Genomic DNA, 13,316 nt, shown 5'->3' on the forward strand with positions numbered 1-13,316 from the left:
TTCATCCCCCATGACCGCCCGCTGTTCAAGCCTGTGCCGGTTTACTTCACCGGGTTGCGATAGATCATGCGCCGCACCGAGCCGGTTTTCGAACGCATCAGGATGGTCTCGGTTTGCAGGTAATGCGGCTCGCGCTTGACGCCGGCCACGATCGAGCCGTTGGTGACGCCGGTCGCGGCAAAGATCACGTCGGCGGTGACCAGCTCGTCGCGGGAATAGATGCGGTCCAGATCGGTGATGCCGGCCTTTTTGGCGCGGCCGCGTTCGTCATCGTTGCGGAACAACAGCTTGCCCCACATCTGCCCGCCCATGCATTTCAGCGCGCTGGCGGCCAGCACGCCCTCGGGGGCGCCGCCCGAGCCCATATACATGTCGATGCCGGTCAGTTCGGCCTCGGCGCAATGGATGACGCCGGCGACGTCGCCATCGGTGATCAGGCGGATCGCGGCGCCGGTCGAGCGGATTTCGGCCACCAGATCCTCGTGCCGGGGGCGTTCCAGCACGCAGACGGTGATGTCGCTTTCCTTGACGCCGCGCGCCTTGGCCAGCGCCCGCACCCGCTCGGACGGCGTCATGTCAAGGCTGACCACGTCCTTGGGATAGTTCGGCCCGATGGCCAGCTTGTCCATATAGACGTCGGGCGCATGCAGCAGCGTGCCGCGCGGGGCCATGGCGATGACGGTCAGGGCGTTGGGCATGTCCTTGGCGGTCAGCGTCGTGCCTTCCAGCGGGTCCAGCGCGATATCGACCTCGGGGCCCTGGCCGGTGCCGACTTCTTCGCCGATGTAAAGCATCGGTGCCTCGTCGCGCTCACCCTCGCCGATGACGACGACGCCCTTGATGTCCAGAAGGTTCAGCTGCTCGCGCATGGCGTTGACGGCGGCCTGATCGGCGGCCTTTTCATCGCCGCGGCCGATCAGCAGGGCTGACGCATGGGCGGCGGCTTCGCTGACCCGCGCGAGGCCCAGAGACAGCATGCGGTCGTTGAAATCCTTGGGCGAGGTCATGCGACAATATCCTTGTGTTCTCGGGTCAGATTGGCTTCTACGCGGCGCCGGGGGTTGCGGCAAGCCTGACGGCGCTAACGGCTTTCGCTGAGCTCAAGCGCAAGGGCATGGATGCGCGGCACGATATCGCCCAGCGTCTGGTGCACCAGCCGGTGGCGGGCGACGCGGTTCAGGCCCTCAAAGCGCGGGCTGCTCATGCGGATCCGGAAATGCGTCTCTCCGCCCTCGCGCCAGCCGCCATGGCCGCGATGGCTCTCGCTCTCGTCGATGATCTCAAGCTGGGACGGCGCGAGCCCGGTCAGTTTTTCACGCATTTCATCGGCAATCATTCGTGTGCCCCCCTTTCATGTCCTGCGAAATAGCCTAAACTGCCTATCCCGATCAGGACAAGGCAGGCAGATGAGCAATAGCGACCCGTTCGGATTCGACATTTCCGCGGCCTCGGACAAGAAGCGCCGGGCCAAGGGCCGACGCGGCATGTCCGGCGCCTTCGAGACCTCGACGCGGCGCTGCGACAAAGAGGGCTGCAACGAGCCCGGCCAGTACCGCGCCCCCAAGAATCCGCGCAACCTCGACGACTACTTCTGGTTCTGCAAGGACCATGTGCGCGAGTACAACGCCAACTGGAACTATTTTCAGGGCCAGTCCGAGGCCGAGTTTCAGGAGTTTCTGGACAATGCAACCGTCTGGGAACGCCCGACCAAGCCCTTTGGCCGTGCCGCGCAGGAACAGAAATGGGCGCGCCACGGCATCGACGACCCGCTGGAGATCCTCGGCGCGAACGGCACCAACCCCGAGGTCCGCAACCGCAGCACGCGCAAGCTGCCGCCGACCGAACGCAAGGCGCTTGAAATCCTCGAGGCCAAGGACAGCTGGACCCGTGCCGAGATTCGCAAGCAATACAAATCTCTGGTCAAGGACCTTCACCCCGACATGAACGGTGGCGACCGCTCGGACGAAGATCGCCTGCAAGAGGTGGTCTGGGCCTGGGACCAGATCAAGGATAGTCGCAGCTTCAAGGATTGAGACGAAAGACGGGGGCTTTGCGCCCCCGCCGCCCCTCGGTCTGGCGACCGAGCGGCTTCCCCCGCAGGATATTTGTTCATGAAAGAAGAAAGGGCCAAAGGTTCGCACCCTCGGCCCTTTCTTCTTTCATGTCGAAATATCCTGGGGGAGCGCGGAACGCGCGGGGGCAAAGCCCCCACTTCCCGATCAGGCGATCACAACTCGCGCTTGAGCGCCTCGGTCAGGTCGGTGCGCTCCCACGAGAAGCCGCCATCGGCCTCGGGGGCGCGGCCGAAATGGCCATAGGCCGCGGTGCGGCGATAGATCGGCCGGCACAGGTCCAGATGCTCGCGGATGCCGCGCGGGGTCAGGTCCATGGCGCGGGCGATGGCGCGCTCGATCTCGGCCTCGGGGACGGTGCCGGTACCGAAGGTGTCGGCATAGATCGACAGCGGCTTGGCTACGCCAATCGCATAGCTCAGCTGGATCACGCAGCGCTCGGCCAGACCGGCGGCGACCACGTTCTTGGCCAGATAGCGCGCGGCATAGGCGGCCGAACGGTCGACCTTGGTCGGATCCTTGCCCGAGAAGGCGCCGCCGCCATGCGGTGCCGCGCCGCCATAGGTGTCGACGATGATCTTGCGCCCGGTCAGGCCGGCATCGCCATCGGGACCGCCGATCACGAAGGTCCCGGTCGGGTTCACCCACCATTCGGTCTTGTCGGTCAGCCAGCCGGCCGGCAGGACCTCGCGGATATAGGGTTCGACGATGGCCCGGATATCGTCCGAGGTCTGCGCGATGTCATGGTGCTGATGCGAGATGACAAGGCTGGTGATCTCGACCGGCTTGCCGTCCTCATAGCGGATGCTCAGCTGGGATTTCGCGTCGGGGCCAAGGGTCGGCTCGGCGCCGGATTTGCGCGCCTCGGCCAGCCGGCGCAGGATCGCCTGCGAATACTGGATCGGGGCGGGCATCAGCTCGGGCGTCTCGTTCACGGCATAGCCGAACATGATCCCCTGATCGCCCGCGCCGTCGCGGTCGACGCCCTGGCTGATATGGGCGGATTGTTCGTGCAGATAGTTATGGACGTGGCAGGTGTTCCAGTGGAACTTTTCCTGCTCATAGCCGATGTCGCGGATGGTATCGCGGGCGATCTGGCCGATCCGGCCCATATATTCGCCCAGCTTGGCCTTGTTGCTCAGGCCGATCTCGCCGCCGATGACGACGGTGCCGGTGGTGGCAAAGGTCTCGCAGGCGACGCGGGCGGCAGGGTCCTCGGCCAGCAGCGCATCCAGCACCGCATCGGAAATCTGATCGCACAATTTGTCGGGATGCCCCTCGGACACGGATTCCGAGGTAAATACATAGTTCTGTCTGGCCATGGGAATGCTCCATTGAATCTACGCCGCCACGCCAGGAAGCCGTTGTGACGGTCGACGGCCCGCGTTAGATCAGCCGGCGCCCGGCGTCAACCTGCGACGTTGCCGCGCAAGAAAAAGACCAAGGCCGATCAGCGCCAGCACAGGCCAGTCGCCCCAGCGGGACCAGGGCGTCGGCGGTAGCGCGGCGGGCAGCACCGCGTCGATCCGTCCGGCAAGATCCAGACCCAGCGTTGCCCGCAACTGGCCCCGCGCATCGATCACCGCAGAGATGCCGGTATTGGCCGCCCGCATCAGCGGCAGGCCGGATTCGATGGCGCGCAGCCGCGCCTGCGCCAGATGCTGCCATGGCCCCGAAAGCTTGCCGAACCAGGCATCATTGGTGACCTGCAACAGCCAACCGGGACGCTCGGCGCCCGCGATCAGGTGACGCGAGAAGACCGCCTCGTAACAGATCAGCGGCTGCACCGGAGGCAGGCCTTCGAACTGCATCACCTGCGCGGCGGGGCCGGGCGAATAGCCAAAGCCGTGCTGGGCGGCAAAGGCGCGGATGCCAAAGCGCGCCATCACGTCGCCCCATGGCGTGTATTCGCCAAAGGGGACGAGGTGGAACTTGTCATAGACCGGGCCGATGCCGAGGGCCGAGAACTCGGTCAGGCTGTTGAAGTAACGGCTGCCCTCGGAGCGCTGGATGCCAAGGATGACCGGGGCGCCGGCAAAGGCGGAGATATCCTGTGCGGCGGTACCCGATTGCTCCAGCAGGAAGTTCACCGCCGTTTCCGGCCAGATCACCGCATCGGGGGGGGGGCGGCCGGGGTCGGGGGCGGCCGACAGGTCAAGCAGCCGGCGGAAGAACACCTCGGACCAATAGGGGTCCCATTTCAGCGCTTGCGCGGCATTGGGCTGGACCAGCCGCAGATGCAGGCCGGTATCGGCGGGCAGGGGCTGCGCAAGCCGCGCCATGCCGCCGGTCCAGACGGCGGCGATAAGAAGGGCCGCGAGGATCGTGCCGGGCAGGGCCGCCCGCCACGCCGGTTGCGCCACGCGCCAGAAGGCCAGCGGCAGGGCGGCGGCAAGCATGGTCAGGGCGGAAAGGCCGATGGCCCCCAGTCCCGCCGCCAGTTGCCCGGCGGGGGTGTCGATCCAGATATGGCCTGTCAGCGCCCATGGCAGGCCGGTGAAGATCCAGCCGCGCAGCCAGTCCGAAACCACGATCAGCGCGGCAAAGCCCAGCCCTTGCCGGGGAAAGCCGGGCATCAGGCGCGCGGCCAGCCATGCGGGCACGGTCCAGAACAGCGCCCCGCCAGCGGCCATCAGACCCAGCGCAAACGGGGCCATCCAGCCGTAAACCTCGGGCTCGACGAAGAAGGGCTCAATGATCCAGAACATGGCCAGCGCGAAATGCCCAAGCCCTGCGGCAAAGCCATGCCATGCGGCGGCGCGTGGGCCTGATGCCCGGGCCATCCGGTACAAGATCAGCGCCAGCGCGGTGACACTCAGATACCACAGATCCCAGGGGGCCTGGCCCAAGGCCGCCAGCGCGCCCAGACCGGTATCGGCCAGAAGGGCGATCAGGGCAGGGCGCCCTGACCGGGGAGGCGTGGAAAGCCGGGCCAGAGCGGCCATCGGTCGGCTCAGGATTCGGCGGGCGTTTCGGTCGGCGCGGCGGCGACTGCCTCGGCTGCGGGGGCATCCGCAGCGGCAGCGTCAGCCTTGGCCTTGGTCTTGCGCGGGGCGCGCGGCTTGGCTGGTGCCTTTGCCGCCTTGCGCTTGGGCTTTTCGGCCGGTGCGGCGGCATCCTCGGTCGCGGCCTCGGCCTGCGGCTGGGCTTCAGCGGGGGTCCCTGCTGCCTCGACGGGGGTCTCGGTCGCGTCGGCCTTGGCCTTGGTCGTCCGGGGCTTGCGCTTGCGAGCGGGCTTTTCCTTGGCGGGTTGCGCCTCGGCAGCCGGCTCGACGGCTTCAACCACGCCTGAAGCTTCGACCGGCACGGCGGTCTCGATCGGAGTCGCGATGGCCTCGGGCGCCACTGCGGCGGGTTTTTCGGCCGCTGCAGCAGCGGGCTTTTCTTCGGCCGGCTCCACGAAGGAGGGACGGAAGCTGCGGGTCATGAATTCGGGCAGATGATCGCCCATGCCCATCACCTGATGGCGGTCGCCCCGCCGATCATCACGACGATCGTCACGGCGATCGCCCCGACGCTCCTCGCGGCGATCATCGCGCCGATCCTCACGCCGCGCGTCATTGCGGTCCTCGCGGCGGTCCGGGCGCTGATCCTCGCGGTCGCGGCGGCGCTCGGGCTGATCATTGCGGCGATCCGGGGATTCGGCGCGGGCTTCCGTCTTGGTCTCGTCCGTCGCGGGGCGCTGTTCGCTGTCGTCGCGGCGGCCACGGCGGCTGCGGTCACGCTCGCCACGCTCGCCACGCTCGCCCCGATCCCGGTCGCGATCCCGCCCGCCACGGCGGCCGTTCTCGCGGGGTGCGCGCGGCGCCTCTTGCGCGGCGGCGGACAGCGTGAAGCCTTCGGGCAGTTCGACCCGGGGCAGGGTCTGCTTGACCAGCGATTCGATGGCGGTCAGGTATTTCTCGTCCGCCGGCGTCCCGATCGAGATCGCCGTGCCCTCGCGCCCGGCGCGGCCGGTGCGGCCGATGCGGTGGACGTAATCCTCGGCATGGCTGGGCAGATCGAAATTGATGACATGGCTCACGGCCGGAATGTCCAGACCGCGCGCCGCCACGTCCGAGGCGACCAGCAGGCGCAGCTTGCCCTCGCGGAATTCGTCCAGCGTCGCCATGCGATGGCGCTGATCCAGATCGCCATGGATGGGGGCCGCGTCAAAACCATGCGCTTTCAGCGACTTGGCGACGATATCCACATCGGTCTTGCGGTTGCAGAAGATGATGGCGTTTTTCAGCCCTTCGCCCTCGGCGCGGATCAGGGCGCGCAGCAGCTCGCGCTTTTGCTTGGCGGACTGGTCGCGGCGGGTAGGGGTGATCTCGACCAGCTTCTGGGTGATCGTCTCGCTGGTGGTGGCCTGGCGCGCGACCTCGATCCGCTCGGGCGAATGCAGGAAGGTGTCGGTGATGCGCTCGATTTCCGGGGCCATGGTGGCGCTGAAGAACAGCGTCTGGCGGGTAAAGGGCGTCAGCTGGAAGATGCGCTCGATATCGGGGATGAAGCCCATGTCGAGCATCCGGTCCGCCTCATCGACGACCATGATCTGCACGCCGGTCAGCAAAAGCTTGCCGCGCTCGAAATGATCGAGCAGCCGGCCCGGGGTGGCGATCAGCACGTCGACGCCGCGGTCGATCAGCTTGTCCTGTTCGCCAAAGCTGACGCCGCCGATCAGCAGCGCCTTGGTCAGGCGGGTATGCTTGGCATAGGTGTCGAAGTTTTCCGCGACCTGCGCCGCCAGTTCGCGCGTCGGGCACAGGACCAGCGAACGCGGCATCCGCGCCCGCGCCCGGCCACGGCCCAGCAGCGTGATCATGGGCAGCGTGAAGCTTGCGGTCTTGCCGGTGCCGGTCTGGGCGATGCCAAGGACGTCGCGCCCTTCCAATGCGGGGGGAATCGCCCCGGCCTGGATCGGCGTCGGGTTTTCATAGCCGGCTTCGGAGACGGCTTTCAGGACCTTGGGGTCAAGCTTCAGATCGGAAAATTTGGTCATAGGGGGCTTTCGTATCAATGCGCGGGACTGACCCGCGCCGTTCTTGCGTCCATCGCCGTCGTGCCGGAACCCGGAAAACCTCGGCGGTTCGGGACGCAATTTCCGCACGCCCCTGTGTCGTCTGCCGGATTGCAGACAGGCGGGGACTAGCGGAAAATCCCGCCTGCGTCAATCTGATGCAGGATTTCCGACAAGTCTGTCCGGTCCAAGGGAACGGCGGAGGTCCCGGCGGTGTTGAGTCGGATGGCTGGGTGATGCGAGCATGGGGGCGCGAATGGTGTCTGAAGCAGGGGCGCTGAACCCGATCGAGGCCTTTGCCATCGTGGGCATCGCGGGCGTGGGTGCGCAATGGCTGGCCTGGCGGTTCCGCATGCCGGGAATCGTGCTGATGCTGGTCGCGGGGCTGATTCTCGGGCCCGTCACCGGCATCTTTGTCCCCGAGCGCGACATCGGCGAGCTGTTGCACCCGATGATCTCGCTGGCGGTGGCGGTGATCCTGTTCGAAGGCGGGCTGACGCTGGACTTTCACCGCCTCGGGGATGCCCGCCCGGTCGTCAAGCGGCTGGTTCTGCTGGGCGCGCCACTGGGCTGGGTGCTCTCGGCGCTGGCACTGAACTGGGTCGCGGGGCTGAGCTGGGAGACCTCGATCGTCTTTGGCGGCATCATGATCGTGACTGGCCCGACGGTGATCGCGCCGCTTTTGCGTCAGGCGCGGCTACAGACCCGCCCGGCGCAGGCCCTGCATTGGGAGGCCATCGTCAACGACGCGCTTGGCGCGCTGGCGGCGGTCTTTGCCGTGCTGGTGGTTCTGGTGCGCCATGCGCATATGGATGGCAGCGTCGCGGCCTGGGTGCTGGTCAAGGGCGTGGTCTTCGCCAGCCTTCTGGGACTGGCGGGCGGCCATGGCATCGTCGCTGCCTTCCGCCACAATCTGGTGCCCGAATACATGAAGGTTCCGGTCCTGTTCGTGACCGTGATCATGGTCTTTGCGGGCGCCGACATGGTCCTGCCGGAAAGCGGCCTGCTGTCGGTGACGGTGATGGGCATCGTGATCGCGAATGCGAAGCTGCCCAGCTATGCCGAGATCTATCGCTTCAAGGAAAGCGCCACGATCCTGCTGGTCTCGGGCGTGTTCATCCTGCTGGCGGCGGGGGTCGAGTTCCATACGCTGCAAATGCTGGACTGGCGGGCGCTGGCCTTCGTGCTGGTGGTGATGCTGGTGGTGCGGCCGCTGACGGTGATGCTGTCGCTGGCGGGCACCGGTCTGCCGTGGCAGGAGAAGCTGCTGATCGCGCTGACCGGACCGCGCGGCGTGGTGCTGGTCGCGGTCTCGGGGGTCTTCGCGGCGCGGCTGGTATCGGACGGGATCGAGGATGGGGTGATGATGGTGCCCTTGGCCTTCGTGCTGGTGCTGGCGACGGTGGTGCTGAACGGCTTCACGCTGGCCCCCATCGCCCGCGCCCTGCAGCTGACGGCGGGCGAGCGTCCGGGGCTGGTCATCCTGGGTGGCTCGGTCTTTGCCACCGGCCTCGCGCAGGCGCTGGAAAAGGCCGGGGTCAATGTGCTGATCGCCGATCCGAACCGCGCCCATCTTCTGACCGCGCGCGCCGTGGGCGTGCCCTATTTCCACGGCGACATCCTGTCCGAGGCGGCCGAGGACAGCATCGAGTTCATCGCCTATACGACCCTGCTCGCGGCCTCGGACAACGACGCCTATAACACGCTGGTGGCCACCGATCTGGCGCCGGAACTGGGCCGCGACGCGATCTGGCAACTGGCCCGCCACAAGGAGGAGATCGCCCGCCACGCCCTGCCCAAGCAGCTCGGCGGCCAGCACATCAACGGCAACCGCACGCTTGAGCAATATCTGGACCTGATCGCCGAGGGCTGGATCTTTCGCACCACCCGCCTGACCGAGGAATACACCTTGCAAGACTGGCGCGAGGCCCGGCCCGAGGTGATCCCGCTGGTCGTCATCAATCGCGGCAGGCTGCAATTCATCCGCGATCCAGCGCGCATCGACGGCCGGCCCGGCACCCGGATCGTGTCGATGATCCCGCCCGAGACGGTCGAGAAGATCCGCCACGAGGCCGAGCTGAGCCATCGCGCCCGCGAGATCGCCCGCGTCGAGGCCCGCATCCTTCGCGATGCCGATGCCGAGGCCGAGGCAGAAGAGAAGGGCAGGCGGCCCGGGCACTGAACCTGCCCCCCCCGGTGCCGCATCCGTCCCGGTTGACGTTCCCTCATGGCAAGGGCTATCCCCGGACGATCTTACGGATGGAAGCCATGAACCTCTTTTCGGATATCCGCGCGCTGGTCATCGACGCGCTTGCCCAGATGGAACAGGCGGGGGAACTGCCCGCCGGTCTTGATACCGCCGCGGTGACGGTCGAGCCGCCGCGCGATCCGGCGCATGGCGACATGGCGACCAATGCGGCCATGGTGCTGGCCAAGCCCGCCGGCAAGAAGCCCCGCGACATCGCCGAGGCGCTGGCCGCGCGGCTGGCCACCGACCCGCGCATCACCTCGGCCGAGGTGGCGGGACCGGGCTTTCTGAACCTGCGCCTTGCCGCCGCCGAATGGCAAAGCGTCATCCGCGCCGCGCTGACCGAGGGCGCCGATTACGGTCGCTCTGACATGGGCAAGGGACGCAAGGTCAATGTCGAATTCGTCTCGGCCAACCCGACCGGCCCGATGCATGTCGGCCATACCCGGGGCGCGATCTTTGGCGATGCGCTGGCCAGCCTGCTGGCATTCGCCGGCAATGACGTGACGCGCGAATATTACATCAATGACGGCGGCGCGCAGGTCGATGTGCTGGCACGCTCGGCCTATGAACGCTACCGCGAGGCAAACGGCCTTGATCCCGAGATCGCCGAGGGGCTTTATCCCGGCGACTACCTGATCCCAGTGGGCGAGGCGCTGAAGGCGAAATACGGCACCAGCCTGATCGACAAGCCCGAATCCGAATGGCTGGTCGAGATCCGCGATTTCGCCACCGAGGCGATGATGGCCATGATCCGCGAGGATCTGGCAATGCTGGGCGTCGAAATGAACGTCTACTCCAGTGAAAAGGCGCTTTACGGCACCGGCCGGATCGAGGCTGCCATCGACCGGCTGCGCAGCGCCGGCCTGATCTATCGCGGCACGCTGGAACCGCCCAAGGGCAAGCTGCCCGAGGATTGGGAGGCGCGCGAACAGACGCTGTTCCGCTCGACCGCGCATGGCGACGATGTGGACCGGCCGATCCAGAAATCGGATGGCGCATGGACCTATTTCGCGCCCGACATCGCCTATCACTGGGACAAGATCGATCGCGGCTTTGACGAGTTGATCGACGTCTTCGGCGCCGACCATGGCGGTTACGTCAAGCGCATGAATGCCGCGGTCGCGGCACTCTCGAATGGCCGCGTGCCGCTGGACATCAAGCTGATCCAACTGGTCAAGCTTTTCAAGAACGGCGAGCCCTTCAAGATGTCCAAGCGCGCCGGCACCTTCGTCACCCTGCGCGACGTGGTCGAGCAAGCCGGCGCGGACGTGACGCGTTTTCACATGCTGACGCGCAAGAACGATGCGGCGCTGGATTTCGACTTTGACAAGGTTCTGGAACAGTCCAAGGACAACCCGGTCTGGTATGTGCAATATGCTAGCGCGCGGGTGAATTCGGTGCTGAAAAAGGCCGCCGAGATGGGTGTTGACACCTCTGATGCGGCGCTGGCGGGGGCGGATCTCTCGCGTCTGGACCATTCGGCTGAGCTGGAACTGGCCCGGAAAGTTGCAGAATGGCCACGCATCGTCGAAATCGCCGCGCGTGCGCATGAGCCGCACCGGATCGCGTTTTTCCTTTACGATACCGCGTCCGACCTGCATTCGCTGTGGAACCGCGGCAATGACGAGACCTCGCTGCGTTTCGTGCAGGATGGCGATCCTGCCACGACGGCGGCGAAAATCGCGCTGGCACGGTCCGTTGGCGTTGTCATTTCAGCCGGTCTTGGTATCTTGGGGGTGACTCCGGCCAAAGAAATGCGCTGACAAAGGCGTGCCCTGCCGGGGATCGAGCAGATAAACGAGCAGCGTCGGATCAACCGGCAGGCAGGCAGGAATGACGGTAGTAGATTTCCGCTCCTCGGGCGGGTTTGAAGGGTCGCAGCCGCAACGGCTGGCGCAGGACTATCCCCATGGCCATCAGGGTCATGACGAGCATTGGCAGGATGACGGATGGGACGACCATCGCCATCACGCCTATGCCGAGGCGGTCGCCGAGGCGCCCTCGCTTCTGGGACGGCTGACGCGGCTGACGCATTATGTTGGCGCGCTGGTCTCGGTCGGGTTGATTGTCATCCTTGCCGTCTGGGGCTTCAAGCTGGTCGTGCGCGATGTCTCGGGCGTGCCCGTCATCCGCGCCGTCGAGGGCGAGGCCCGCACCGCGCCCGACAATCCCGGCGGCGAGCTGACCGACCGCACCGGCATGGCGGTGAACTCCGTCGCCGCTGGCTCTGAGGCCGCCTCCGTCGATCGCGTCGCCATCGCGCCGCAGCCGACGGCGCTGGAGGGTCAGGACGTCGCCATGGGCGAGCTGGGCGCGACCGCTCAGGAACCCTCGCATCCGGTCGAATTGCCGCTGCTGGACGATGCCGCCCGCGTCATCGCCCGCCCCGATGGTGAGCCGCTTCCCCCTGATACCGTCGCCAGCGCCCCTATCTCGGACGCGCCTGCGGCCGAGGCCGCCGTGAACGAGGTCGTGACCGATCTGGCCGGCAACGAGGCCCGCGAGGTCGCGATCAATACCGCGCTGGCCGAGGCGGTGGTGACCGTGCCGCCGGGCCTTGTCGCGCAATCGTCCCGTCCGGCACCGCGTCCGCGTCGCATGGTCGCCGCTGTCGCCGTCGCACCGGCCGCGGCCGCCCCCGCTGCTGCGGAAAGCCGCCCCGCCGCTGCCCCGGAAACCGCCCCCGAAGAGGCCCCGCCGGTGCGTGTCGCCTCCGGCTCGACGCTGGTCCAGATCGGCGCTTTTGACAGTGACAAGCTGGCCAAGGGCGAATGGAACCGTGTCTCGGGCAAGTTCGGTGCGCTCTTCTCGGGCAAGGGCATGGTGATCCAGAAACACGAGACCAACGGCCGCGCCTTCTGGCGGCTGCGCGCCTCGGGCTTTGCCTCCAAGGACGATGCGCGGCGCTTCTGCGCGGCGCTGATCGCCGAGGGCATCGACTGCATTCCCGCGACGGCAAAATGACCGGCGCGACGATTCTGGGCGGCATTGCCGGCCCCGACCTGACGGCGGCCGAGCGGGATTTCTTCCGCTCGGCCGATCCTTGGGGCTTCATCCTGTTTGGCCGCAATATCGACACGCCCGAGCGCCTGCGCCGCCTGACCGCCGATCTGCGCGATGCCGTGGGCCGCGACGCCCCGGTGCTGATCGACCAGGAGGGCGGCCGCGTCCAGCGCATGCGCGCGCCGCATTGGACCGACTGGCCGGCGCCGCTGGATCAGGCCGCGAATGGCGACCGCGCCATCTGGCTGCATCATCACCTGCTGGCGCAAGAGCTGCGCGACATGGGCATCGACGCCGATTGCGCCCCGGTTCTGGATATCGCCCGCGACGACACGCATCCCTTTCTGCGCAATCGCTGCCTTGGCTCGGACCCCGATACCGTGACCCGGCTGGGCCGTATCGCCGCCAATGCCATGCTGGCGGCGGGCGTTCTGCCCGTCGTCAAGCACATGCCGGGGCACGGTCGGGCGCGCGTGGACAGCCACAAGGACCTGCCGGTCGTGGACGCGACCCTGGACGAGCTGATGGCCAGTGATTTCGCGCCCTTCCGCGCGCTGGCCGATCTGCCGATGGCGATGACCGCGCATATCCGTTTTACCGCCATTGACGACGCGCCGGCCACGGCCTCGCGCCCGGTGATCGATCTGATCCGCCGCGATCTGGGCTTTGAAGGGCTGCTGATGTCGGACGATATCGGCATGCAGGCGCTGAGCGGGACCATGGCCGAACGCGCCGGGGCGATCATCGCCGCCGGCTGCGATCTGGTCCTGTCCTGCAACGAGACCCTTGCCCAGATGGACAACATCGTCGCCGCCAGCGGCAGCATGACCGTGCGCGCGACGGAACGCGCCGAGGCCGCGCTGGCCTTGCGTCATCAACCGCAACTGGCCGATGCCGGGGCGCTGCGGGCCGAATTGACCGCCTTGGGCGGGCTGGCGGCCTGATCTGTTGACTATGCCGGGCGTCTGGCCGATTCTGCGCGGGCTTT

General features: G+C 66.9%; 9 protein-coding genes, 1 pseudogene and 1 riboswitch. Of the genes and pseudogenes, 5 read left to right on the plus strand and 5 right to left on the minus strand.

What is annotated here, in order from left to right; translation table 11 throughout:
* Positions 1-41: 41 nt before the first annotated feature.
* Both glpX and DFP89_RS09285 read right to left on the minus strand, forming a co-directional pair.
* Complete coding sequence (gene glpX / locus DFP89_RS09280; RefSeq protein WP_114349109.1) at positions 42-1,007, minus strand: class II fructose-bisphosphatase; 966 nt, start codon at positions 1,005-1,007, stop codon at positions 42-44.
* A 74-nt stretch (positions 1,008-1,081) separates the two neighbouring features.
* Complete coding sequence (locus tag DFP89_RS09285) at positions 1,082-1,336, minus strand: BolA family protein (RefSeq protein WP_114349110.1); 255 nt, start codon at positions 1,334-1,336, stop codon at positions 1,082-1,084.
* A gap of 70 nt (positions 1,337-1,406) precedes the next feature.
* Between DFP89_RS09285 and DFP89_RS09290 the strand changes: the two genes are divergently transcribed.
* Positions 1,407-2,033, plus strand: a complete 627-nt coding sequence (locus DFP89_RS09290) for a J domain-containing protein (RefSeq protein ID WP_114349111.1) — start codon at positions 1,407-1,409, stop codon at positions 2,031-2,033.
* 194 nt (positions 2,034-2,227) lie between these two features.
* Here the strand turns inward: DFP89_RS09290 and metK are convergent, their stop codons facing one another.
* The 3 genes and pseudogenes from metK to DFP89_RS09305 all read right to left on the minus strand — a co-directional run.
* Positions 2,228-3,394 (minus strand): methionine adenosyltransferase, encoded by a 1,167-nt coding sequence (metK, locus tag DFP89_RS09295; RefSeq protein WP_114349112.1) that lies wholly within the window; start codon positions 3,392-3,394, stop codon positions 2,228-2,230.
* A 5-nt stretch (positions 3,395-3,399) separates the two neighbouring features.
* Positions 3,400-3,448: riboswitch (SAM-SAH riboswitch) on the minus strand.
* Positions 3,449-3,463: 15 nt separating this feature from the next.
* Positions 3,464-5,017, minus strand: a complete 1,554-nt coding sequence (gene lnt / locus DFP89_RS09300) for an apolipoprotein N-acyltransferase (RefSeq protein WP_114349113.1) — start codon at positions 5,015-5,017, stop codon at positions 3,464-3,466.
* A 386-nt stretch (positions 5,018-5,403) separates the two neighbouring features.
* Positions 5,404-7,056: pseudogene (locus DFP89_RS09305) on the minus strand (DEAD/DEAH box helicase); the annotation flags it as partial.
* A gap of 274 nt (positions 7,057-7,330) precedes the next feature.
* On the opposite strand from DFP89_RS09305, the gene DFP89_RS09310 reads away from it, so the two are divergent.
* The 4 genes from DFP89_RS09310 (at position 7,331) to nagZ (ending at position 13,272) form a co-directional block, all read left to right on the plus strand.
* Positions 7,331-9,256, plus strand: coding sequence for a cation:proton antiporter (locus tag DFP89_RS09310; protein ID WP_114349115.1), 1,926 nt, complete (start codon positions 7,331-7,333; stop codon positions 9,254-9,256).
* Positions 9,257-9,342: 86 nt separating this feature from the next.
* Positions 9,343-11,088: an arginine--tRNA ligase gene (argS, locus tag DFP89_RS09315; RefSeq protein ID WP_114349173.1), complete on the plus strand. Its 1,746-nt coding sequence runs from the start codon at positions 9,343-9,345 to the stop codon at positions 11,086-11,088.
* Between the two features lie 70 nt (positions 11,089-11,158).
* The gene (locus tag DFP89_RS09320) at positions 11,159-12,289 is read left to right on the plus strand and encodes an SPOR domain-containing protein (protein ID WP_114349116.1); all 1,131 of its coding nucleotides are present in this window, start codon (positions 11,159-11,161) and stop codon (positions 12,287-12,289) included.
* A complete protein-coding gene (nagZ, locus tag DFP89_RS09325) occupies positions 12,286-13,272 on the plus strand; it encodes a beta-N-acetylhexosaminidase (RefSeq protein WP_114349117.1) in 987 nt (328 codons plus the stop codon). Before DFP89_RS09320 ends, nagZ begins: the two co-directional genes overlap by 4 nt.
* Positions 13,273-13,316: the final 44 nt, after the last annotated feature.

Source organism: Paracoccus lutimaris (assembly GCF_003337565.1).
GTDB lineage: Bacteria > Pseudomonadota > Alphaproteobacteria > Rhodobacterales > Rhodobacteraceae > Paracoccus > Paracoccus lutimaris.

Coding starts and splice junctions, on each gene's coding strand:
- glpX (WP_114349109.1), bottom strand. CDS start 1,007: ATGACCTCGCCCAAGGATTTCAACGACCGCATGCTGTCTCTGGGCCTC.
- DFP89_RS09285 (WP_114349110.1), bottom strand. CDS start 1,336: ATGATTGCCGATGAAATGCGTGAAAAACTGACCGGGCTCGCGCCGTCC.
- DFP89_RS09290 (WP_114349111.1), top strand. CDS start 1,407: ATGAGCAATAGCGACCCGTTCGGATTCGACATTTCCGCGGCCTCGGAC.
- metK (WP_114349112.1), bottom strand. CDS start 3,394: ATGGCCAGACAGAACTATGTATTTACCTCGGAATCCGTGTCCGAGGGG.
- lnt (WP_114349113.1), bottom strand. CDS start 5,017: ATGGCCGCTCTGGCCCGGCTTTCCACGCCTCCCCGGTCAGGGCGCCCT.
- DFP89_RS09310 (WP_114349115.1), top strand. CDS start 7,331: ATGGTGTCTGAAGCAGGGGCGCTGAACCCGATCGAGGCCTTTGCCATC.
- argS (WP_114349173.1), top strand. CDS start 9,343: ATGAACCTCTTTTCGGATATCCGCGCGCTGGTCATCGACGCGCTTGCC.
- DFP89_RS09320 (WP_114349116.1), top strand. CDS start 11,159: ATGACGGTAGTAGATTTCCGCTCCTCGGGCGGGTTTGAAGGGTCGCAG.
- nagZ (WP_114349117.1), top strand. CDS start 12,286: ATGACCGGCGCGACGATTCTGGGCGGCATTGCCGGCCCCGACCTGACG.